The organism is Paraburkholderia sp., from assembly GCF_036488795.1.
Lineage (GTDB): Bacteria > Pseudomonadota > Gammaproteobacteria > Burkholderiales > Burkholderiaceae > Paraburkholderia.
Genome location: NZ_DASXHA010000026.1, coordinates 1 through 9331, shown reverse-complemented (window position 1 = coordinate 9331; position 9331 = coordinate 1). Strand labels below are relative to the sequence as shown.

Annotated in this window: 6 protein-coding genes; 3 read left to right on the top strand and 3 right to left on the bottom strand. The window is 65.4% G+C overall.

Annotated features, from left to right (window positions below):
* The coding region (gene metG, locus VGH41_RS03620) for a methionine--tRNA ligase subunit beta (protein WP_331595974.1) at nucleotides 1-1319 on the top strand (1319 nt) is incomplete at its 5' end.
* Nucleotides 1320-1490: 171 nt separating this feature from the next.
* Here metG and VGH41_RS03615 read toward each other — a convergent pair.
* Nucleotides 1491-5819 carry a translocation/assembly module TamB domain-containing protein gene (locus tag VGH41_RS03615; RefSeq protein WP_331595973.1) on the bottom strand — a complete coding sequence of 1443 codons (4329 nt, stop codon included), beginning with the start codon at nucleotides 5817-5819 and terminating at the stop codon, nucleotides 1491-1493.
* Nucleotides 5820-5896: 77 nt separating this feature from the next.
* On the bottom strand, nucleotides 5897-7639 hold the full coding sequence (locus tag VGH41_RS03610) for an autotransporter assembly complex protein TamA (protein ID WP_414696598.1): 1743 nt from the start codon (nucleotides 7637-7639) through the stop codon (nucleotides 5897-5899).
* 412 nt (nucleotides 7640-8051) lie between these two features.
* On the opposite strand from VGH41_RS03610, the gene VGH41_RS03605 reads away from it, so the two are divergent.
* Both VGH41_RS03605 and VGH41_RS03600 read left to right on the top strand, forming a co-directional pair.
* Nucleotides 8052-8237 carry a DUF3460 family protein gene (locus VGH41_RS03605; protein ID WP_331595971.1) on the top strand — a complete coding sequence of 62 codons (186 nt, stop codon included), beginning with the start codon at nucleotides 8052-8054 and terminating at the stop codon, nucleotides 8235-8237.
* Nucleotides 8238-8239: 2 nt separating this feature from the next.
* Nucleotides 8240-9112: a ScpA family protein gene (locus tag VGH41_RS03600; protein ID WP_331595970.1), complete on the top strand. Its 873-nt coding sequence runs from the start codon at nucleotides 8240-8242 to the stop codon at nucleotides 9110-9112.
* A 14-nt stretch (nucleotides 9113-9126) separates the two neighbouring features.
* On the opposite strand, the gene VGH41_RS03595 is transcribed toward VGH41_RS03600, so the two are convergent.
* The coding region (locus VGH41_RS03595) for a hypothetical protein (RefSeq protein ID WP_331595969.1) at nucleotides 9127-9331 on the bottom strand (205 nt) is incomplete at its 5' end.

The following is a 9331-nucleotide window of genomic DNA, read 5'->3' as shown; positions in this document are numbered from 1 at the left end:
ACGCGAGCTTCAAGAACCTCGCCGCAAAGCGCGGTCTCGACTTCGACGCGTGGGTTCGCAAGGGCTCGAAGGCCGAGCAGTATCACTTCATCGGCAAGGACATTCTCTATTTCCACACGCTGTTCTGGCCGGCCATGCTCGAGTTCTCGGGCCATCGCACGCCGACCAATGTGTTCGCGCATGGTTTTCTGACCGTGGACGGCGCGAAGATGTCGAAGTCGCGCGGCACCTTCATTACCGCGCAAAGCGTAATCGACACGGGCCTGAACCCGGAGTGGCTGCGCTATTACTTCGCGGCCAAGCTCAACGCCACGATGGAAGACCTGGACCTGAACCTCGACGATTTCCAGGCGCGGGTGAATAGCGACCTCGTGGGCAAGTACGTCAACATCGCGAGCCGCGCCGCCGGCTTCCTGATCAAGCGTTTCGAAGGCCGGGTGCAGGACAGTGCCATGCAGCATCCGCTGCTCGGCACGCTGCGCGCCGCCATTCCGCAGATTGCCGCGAACTACGAGGCGCGCGAGTACAACCGCGCGCTGCGTCAGACCATGGAACTGGCCGACGCGGTCAATGCCTATGTCGACACCGCCAAGCCGTGGGATCAGGCGAAAGATCCGGCCAACGCGGTGGCGCTGCACGAGACCTGCAGCGTCAGCGTCGAGGCGTTCCGCCTGCTGTCGCTCGCGCTCAAACCGGTGCTGCCGAAGCTCGCGGAAGCGGTCGAGGCATTCCTCGCCATCGAACCGCTCAAGTGGTCGGACGTGGCGGTGCCGCTCAGCTCCGGGCGGCCCATCAACGCGTACAAGCATCTGATGACGCGCGTCGATCCGAAGCAGATCGAAGCACTGCTCGCCGCCAACCGCGATTCCCTGCAAGCCACGGAAACAGCCGCGCCGGCGGCTGCGAAAACCAGCGCCAAGGCCTCGAAGGCCGTGGCCGCGGCAAACGGCAAGGTTGATGACAAGGACGATGCGTCCGGCATCATCTCCATCGACGACTTTGCGAAGATCGATCTGCGCATTGCAAAGATCGTGGATTGCCGCGCGGTTGAAGGTTCGGACAAGCTGCTGCAGTTGACGCTCGACGTCGGCGAAGAAAAAACCCGCAACGTATTTTCAGGCATCAAGTCGGCCTATCAGCCGGAGCAACTGGTCGGCAAGCTGACCGTGATGGTGGCGAATCTCGCGCCGCGCAAAATGAAGTTCGGCCTCTCCGAAGGCATGGTGCTGGCGGCCTCGGCCGCCGACGAAAAAGCCGAGCCGGGCATCTACGTGCTGGAGCCGGACAGCGGCGCGAAGCCGGGCATGCGGGTGAAATAAAGGCCGCGGGCCGTGTCGAACGGGTGCCGGATCCGGCACCCGGGAACGCAAAAAGCACGTCAGACGACGTGCTTTTTTTTTATGCAGCGCAACGGACAGCGCCGCAGCCTGACAGCATCACGGCCGTTGCTGCCGTTGCTGCCGTCGCTGCCATCACGGCCGTCGCGGCCGTCATTGCGCAGACGAACCGCCGAACCACGGCCAGCGGTCAAAACGCCGCGTGTACAGCACGTTCATGCCCTGGAAGGTGCCCCCATAGAGCGTGAGCGACCAGAAGCGGGTCAGGTTGAGCGTCGCCTTGAAGGCGTTCTCCGCGGACTGCAGCCCCTGCTCGTAGCCCATCACCAGCCACTGGTTCATTGCCTTCGACACCATCACCACTTGCGGATCGGTCAGGCCGACGTCGCTCGTGCCGATCGAAAACTCGTCGAGTCCAAAAGTCTGCGCAATCCGCTTGCCGCCCGCGTTGCCGAGCAGCGCAAGCGCGCTCGTCATCGCACTCTGCTGGGCGACGTTATTGCCCTGGTCGGTGCCGTGACCGAACAGCAGCCATGACAGCTTTTCGTTGTCCGGCACGCTCGGCTCGGAAACCAGTTTGGCGACCGGCGCGTCGACCGTCCCCGTTACCTGGACGCCGGCTTCGACCTGTTGGTTGCGGCGCATTGCGAGGATGTTGATGCCCGGATTCGCCACCGGGCCATTGAACGTAAAGAAGCCGTTTTCGATGCCGAGCTTGCGGCCGAACGCCGTGTACGTCGAGCCCGGCGTGACGCGCACATTGCCGACGGCGCGCAACGGCATGTCCGGCGCACTGAGCGCGGTGATCGTGCCGGTCAGCCCGAGGTCGGCACCCTGGCCGCGGAAACGGAAGTCCTTGCCGAGGTCGATGTCGATATTCGCGCGCGGCGCGAACCGGCCGACCGGCTTCCCCGCGCCCGGCACGCCCGGCGCGATCTCGCCCGGCACCGTGCCGTCCGGACGCTCGATCACCACGTCGTCGCTGAGCGACGGCGCGGCCTGTTCGGGCATATCGAACAGCGCATGGTCGATCACGAACTTGCCGTTGATCTCCATGCCGCCCAGATGGCCGCCGTTGGCCACCGTCGCATTGCCCGACAGCGACAGCTTGCGATCGGGCGAGGCGAACACTTCGAGCTTGTCCGCGACGATGTTCGCGGTCAGATCCGGTTCGGAACCGTCGAGGCGCACCCGGCCCGTGGCACGCAAGGTACCGCTTGCACCGTGGAACTCGACCTGCTGGAAGTCGACCAGATTCTGCGACAAGGCAATGCGGATCACACCGTCCTTTAGTTGCACGCCCTGGTCGACCATGGTGGCGGACAAACCGTCGCCTGTCAGCGAGCCCGACAGGTTGGGTTTGGCCACCGTCCCGGCTAGCGCGAGCTTGAGTGCCAGCTGGCCGTCGAGCAGATAGCTGGGGCCGAGCAGGCCGCCGGTCGTCTTCAGCGACGGCAAGTTGGCGTTGATCGCCCCGGAAAGCGCCGACTCTTCGTCGAGGCCGAGCACGTTGTCGTGCATGGTCAACGAGGTGTGGGCATCGGCGTCAATCACGCCGATCCGGCTTGCCTGCGCATGAACCGTCGCGTTGACCCGGTTGCCGGCGCTGAAGTCGGCGCGCGCGGCGATGTCCGTAATGCCGAGCGAGGCGATGCCGCGCCCCACTTCGACCGTCACGTCGCCGGCGCGCCGCTTCAACTGGATATGACCGCTCGCCGCGTTGCCGAGCGCAAAGTCCCAATCGCCGTCGAAGACCAGATCGGTCTTCAGCGGCGGCGGCTCGCCGCTGATCTCCTGACGCAGTTCCATCAGGCGTGTGAGCGAAATATTGGTGATCGAGCCGGTTGATTGGATGCGCCCGTGATCCAGCGCAAACGACTTCAGATCGAGCACCGCGCCTTCCAGCGTGAGCCGCGTCGAACCTAGGGTCAGGTGGCTCGGACCCGTGCTGACGGTGAGCGGCGCTTCGAGGTTCAAAGCGGGCGTACCGCGATTTTGCAGTTGCGTGACGGTGCCGTCCCAATGCGTGCCGTCGTGGGCGTCGGTCAGGCGACCGCCGGCCGCGAGCGTCAGGTCGAGCGGCCGGTCATACAGCTTGCCGGTGGCCTGTGCCGTCAGCGTGTGTTTGGCGCGCGTGCCGCTCAGATGGGCCGAGAGCGTGGCGAGCGTGACGCCGGCCGTGCTCAGGTCGCCCGCGTCGACGGTAAACACCATGGCGCCGTTTGCGCCGTCGCGCAATTCGGCGTGGCCTTCGGCATGACCGAGCCGGTTGGCGCCGAACGCAACGCTGTCGGCCTTGTAGTTCAGCACCACATTGGGATGGGCAAATGATCCGGTGACGTCGCCATCAGCCGCGACGAGGCCCGCGAGTCCGAAGCCAAGGCGCTCGAGCTGCGGCGCGTCGACATGAAAACGCAGCCGGTCGCCCGGCGCGCCGAAGCTGCCTTGCAGATCGACCTGGTTGCCCGCCACCGACAGATTGGCGCGGCTCGGCAGAATCCGCGAGCCGGCCAGCTGGATGGTTCCGCCGCCCGTCAATGGAAGGCCGTTGTAGAAACTCTCGCCAAGCTTGAACTCGGCCTTGGTGGTAAAGGTCGGGCCGAGCACGCCGGCGGCGCTCAGCGTGCCGTTCACGCGCGCTTCGATCTGGTGCGACGCAGCGGGCGCCGCATGCTTCGCGGGGGCGTTGCCGGCCACGGCGTGCGCCTTTGCGCTCGGCGCCGCCGTCTTTGCCGCGGCGCGGGTCCGCGGCTTCGGCGCATCGACCGGCGTGCGCGACGGCATTTGCGAGGTCAAGCCGAGCGGATCGAAATCCGTCAGTTGTGCTTTCAGGTTGTAGGTGGAATTCGCGTCGTGCTTGATGGCGCCGGACAGATCGATCCTGCCGCGACCGGAGATGATCTTCACGTCATTGAAACTCATGCGGGCCGGGTCGAAAGTCACCTTGCCCTGGGCGCGCAGCGCGGCTCTCGGGTCGGTGAGATCGAGGGTAATGCTTTGCACGTCGTCATTCAGGCGCAGGTTGATCGGACCGCCGAGCTGGGTGGGCCGCACGCTCGCCTCGAGGGCATTCAGGTCGAGACGGGCGACGTTCAGATCGAGCTGGCCGCGCTTGCCGGAGAGCGAGCCGGAACCGGTGACGAGCGCGTTCTTGACGAGCCGCACGTTCAGGTTCGAGAGGCTTTGCGCGTGCGCGTCGAGGCGCACGTCGGCCTGGGCGTCGATCAAAGGCAGCAGATGCTCGTCGATCGCGCCGGGCTTCGCATTGACGATCGACACGTTGCCCGCAACCACGAAGCCGGCAGCAGGCTTGGCAGCCTGAGCGGCTGTGGCGTCAGGGGCGCCGCCGGCGCCGGCGGTAGTCTCACTGCCGGCTGGCGCACTCGCCGCACCAGCGACATTCATGCCGCTCGCCGCACCGTTCGCGCTGGCCGCACTCACGCCACTGGCCGCATTCACGCCGCTGGCCGCATTCACGCCACTGGCAGCACTCACGCCACTGGCACCCGCCACGCTCCCCGCCGCGCCCGCATCGACCGGCGCCAACTCCGCCCGCACCGCCAGATCCGCGAGCGGCGCGCCGGGCGCGAAGGCCTGCGGATTGATGTGATCGAAGGTGAGCGTCGCGCGTTGCAGCGGCACGTCGGCGAACGGCGTCGCCTCGACGCGTGCGTGACCCGCGAGTTTCATGCCGCTCGCATCGAGTTCGGCCACGAGGTTTTCGAGCGACCCCGTCAGATGACCGGCCACCTGCACCGGCTCTTCGTTGACCTTACCGGAATAGCCCACCTCTCCCGTCAGCGGGAACGGCCGCACGCCGTCGAGCTTCGCAGCCGCCGTCACCGCACCGAACGGCGTGTCGAGGCGCTCGATCGACGCCTCGTGATGCACGCCGTCGCTGCGGCCATGAAACATGAAGTGCGAATACTCCGTGGTCGAGCCGCCCTGGTGCAGCAACAGCTTGTCGACCTGTACGTCGCGAATCTCGAGCTGCATCGGCAGGCGCAGGTCTTTGGGCAATTCCGTCGGGCCGCCGCTGGACGACGACGAGCCGATCCGCGCGTCGATCGTGCCGACATGCAAATAATCGATCGCAAACCGCCACGGCCGGCCAGTCAGCGTCCACTGTCCCGCGACGCGATCGACCTTGATGTCGGTGCCGCTGCCATCCAGCGCGCGCCATTCCACCTGACGCAGCCGCACGCCGTTGGCAAGCGCCCCGCCCTCCAGCGTGCCCGACAGGCGGCCGCCCAGCAGCTTGACCGCGGCCTGCCACGCGTAGGCCGTGCCGCGCTCGGTCGCCACGGCGCCGTACAGGGCCCCTGCTACCAGCGCGACGAGCAGCACCGGTACGCCCATCGCCCACACGAGCGCCTTCCACAGCCGTCGTCCGCGGCGCGCGGGCGGTGGCGTGTCGGGGCCGCCCGGTGTCGCGTCGCCGGGCGTCTGAGGAGGAGGAGTGGCGGGTGAGTCCGTCGTCATACTCGAAACATGTGAATCACGCTGATGAAGTCAAAACTCCTAAGGGTCATAAGGGCAATCCGGCTCGGACAACCCGCTCAGAACGCGATGCCCAATGTCAGATAAGGCCGCACGTCCTTGTCGCGAATGCCGTAGGCCAGGTCGACGTTGACCGGCCCCACCGGACTGCGCCAGCGCACGCCGAACCCCACGCCTGGGAAAAACTCTTTCTCGCCCCACGTGTCCGTGGCGGTGCCGATGTCGAAAAACACCGCGCCGCCCCAGTCGTGGTTGAACCAGTGCTGATATTCGGTGGTGCCGGTCATGAGGTACTTGGTCGGCAACACCGAACCGTCGACACTGTTACCAATGCTCTGATAGCCGTAGCCGCGCACCGAGTTCGAACCGCCCGCACGGAACAGCAGCGACGCCGGCACGCCGCTCGAACTGCCCGAAGTAAATACGCCGCCCAGTTCGGCGCGGATCAGGAACAGGTCTTCCTTGCCGATCGGGAAGTACTGCATGCCGCGTGCATAGACGCGTCCGAAGGTCTGGTCGGTCAGGATGCCTTTGACCGCGAAGCCGGCTTCGACGTGCACCAGGTTGCCGGAGCGCGGAAACAGCGGGTCGTCCGTATTGCGGCGCGTCCACGTCCACGCGGGGACGAGCGCGCGGCTCGTCTGCGGTGGCGCGCCGTTCTGGTCCAACCGGTCCTGGTAGTAGAGGAGCGAGTAGCCGTAGTCGAGATACTGCGACGTGCGCGTCGTCTGCAAGCCGCCGCGAATGCTGTAAATCCGGGTGTTGGACACGTCGGTGGTCGTGTAGGACGCGAGCGCGCTGTTGGTCCATGCATGCTGTCCTGGCGGCATCGACAGCTGGATCTGGCCGAACTGCTGGATCTGGTCGATGCGGCCCGCCACCGTGAACGGCCAGGCCTTGCCGAAGGTGTTCAGGTACGAATAGGAACCCTGCACCTGCGGGCCGGTGTCCGTCGCATAGCCGACGCCGCCCCGAATGCTGTTGTAGGGATATTCGCTGACCTTGACGCGCACCGGCGTATCGAGCGGCTTGGCCGGGTCATTGCCGACATCGATGGCGACGCTCGCGTAGTACGGCGTGTTCTGCAACTGCCGCTGCAGCTCGGCGACGCGCTGCACGTCGTAGATCGCGCCTTCGGAGATCGGGTTCACGTTGTGGACGATCTGCTCCGGATAGCGCCGCGTGCCGGACACTTCGAGCTTGCCCATCGTAAAGGTGGGGCCGCTGTCGAAGGCGACGGTCAGCTTCGCCTTGTGCGTACGCGGGTCGATGCGCGCCTCGGAGCGGTAGATCTTTGCGGCCACGTAGCGGCGCGCCTGCAGCGCCTTGAGCGCGGCGTTTTTTGCGTCGTCCCAGCCTGACTGCGAGAACGGGTCGCCTTCATGCAGCGAAAAGGCAAACCGCGTGGCGTTCTCCTGAGCCGGATCTTCGCTCAGCACGGGTCCGCGAAACGACAGCGTGATCGAAGAAATCGTGGTTTGCGGGCCTGGATCGACAGTGACGGTGACCTGCTGCTTGCCTTCGACGGTGCGCACGTCGGTCCGCACGACCGGTGTGAAATAGCCGGCGGTGGCGGTGAGATCGCGCACCTGTTGCGGCGTGGCGGTGACGAGAAAGTTGAACTGGTCATTGCTGATATCGTCGCGTTTTGCGAAGCGCGCAATATCCAGGTGCTCTTCGAGAAGCTTGCGCACGGCTCGCGGCGACGCTTCGATTTCCACCTTATAGGCGGCGCGCGCCGGGTTGCTGCCGAACGCGAGCAGGACGAGGCCGAACGCAAACCATGCAAACGACGCGCGCAGCAGCCGGGCCGTGTCCGGCGTACGGCGCGCAAGACGCCCCTGCCGCCTACCCGGTTTGCCGTGCCGCACACGCGACGGTTCGATTGCACACCCTGCCAAACAGGACCTCCGCCGCCGTGGTTATTGAGTGGTTTCGATTGACGGTCGCCGCGGCGACCGGGAGCACGCTATTTGACCACATCGGCGCGGCCGCGCGAGGATCTCGAAATTAGCCACGCAAACCGCGAGTGCCTTGCCGGTGCGGGCTGCCAGACCTTTCCCGCCGCCGCTGCGCCCGACCTGGACGCGCCGGGCCGGCCGCTATTCCGCGACTTTTCGCTTGCGGCCGACGCTTGCTGTAAAATTGCGAAGGATCTCAGCGGCGCGCCTGCTTCAATGGCCGCCGCCACCTCTCTATCACGGACGTTGAGCCATGTATCAATCGGACATCACGCAATTCCTGAATCAGTTGAAGGAAAAAAAGCCGACTCTGGAGGCCGAACAGCGCCGCGGCCGCTCGCTGCTGTGGGACAAGCAGCCGATCGATCTGGAAGAACGCGCTGAACAGCAAGCCTCGCGCGTCGAACAGCCCGCCTACAAGTACTACCAGAACTTCTAGGCGTGAGCACTGCCGACGAGGCCCGCGCCGTCAAGGCGCAGCCCGACGCCGCGCTCGCCGCGCCCGCGACCGACTCGACGCCCGACATCGTCGACGGCATTGCTTTTGCTCGCCTGTACGGCGAGCCGCTCTTCAAGCTGCCGACCGACCTGTACATCCCGCCGGATGCGCTCGAAGTCTTCCTCGAAACGTTTGAAGGACCGCTGGATCTGCTGCTGTACCTGATCCGCAAGCAAAACTTCAACGTGCTCGACATTCCGATGGCCGACGTCACCACGCAGTATCTGGGTTACGTCGACCAGCTGCGCCAGACCAATCTCGAACTCGCGTCCGAATATCTGCTGATGGCCGCGATGCTGATCGAGATCAAGTCGCGCATGCTGCTGCCGGTCAAGCGGGCCGACACCGGCGAGGAAGCGGAAGATCCGCGCGCCGAACTCGTGCGCCGCCTGCTCGAATACGAGCAGATGAAGCTCGCCGCACAGCGTATCGACCATTTGCCGCAACTCGGCCGCGACTTCCTGCGCGCCGACGTCTACATCGAGCAGAGCATCACGCCGCGTTTCCCGGACGTGAACAGCGAAGACCTGCGCGCCGCCTGGGCCGACGTGATCAAGCGCGCCAAGCTGGTTCAGCATCACCGGATTTCGCGCGAGGAACTGTCGGTGCGCGAGCATATGAGCGTGATCCTGCGGCGTCTGCAGAACGCCCGCTTCATGGAGTTTTCGGAACTGTTCGATACGTCGCGCGGCGTGCCGGTGGTGGTGGTGAACTTCATCGCCATGCTGGAGTTGTCGCGCGAATCGCTGATCGAGATCACCCAGGCCGAGCCCTTCGCGCCTATCTACGTGCGGCTCGCCTACCTGCCGGCCTGAGACAGCCGGCCGAATCACTGCTCTTGGACCGATACACGCTGCATCAGGGCCGCGCCTCGTTTCGATGCGCGGAACAGGTGCATGCCCCCGTTACACGCGTCTCGCAAATCCACTACAATCCGGCGCTCCGAACCTGTCATCACCGGCACGGGCGTCAAGGCATGAAAATGCACCATTTTTGTGCCGGCAGGAGCCCGCATCCGCGCGAGGAAAACCGTC

Bases quoted from the DNA above. Each gene is read 5' to 3' on its own strand.
- VGH41_RS03615 (WP_331595973.1), bottom strand. From the start codon at position 5,819: ATGACGACGGACTCACCCGCCACTCCTCCTCCTCAGACGCCCGGCGAC.
- VGH41_RS03605 (WP_331595971.1), top strand. From the start codon at position 8,052: ATGTATCAATCGGACATCACGCAATTCCTGAATCAGTTGAAGGAAAAA.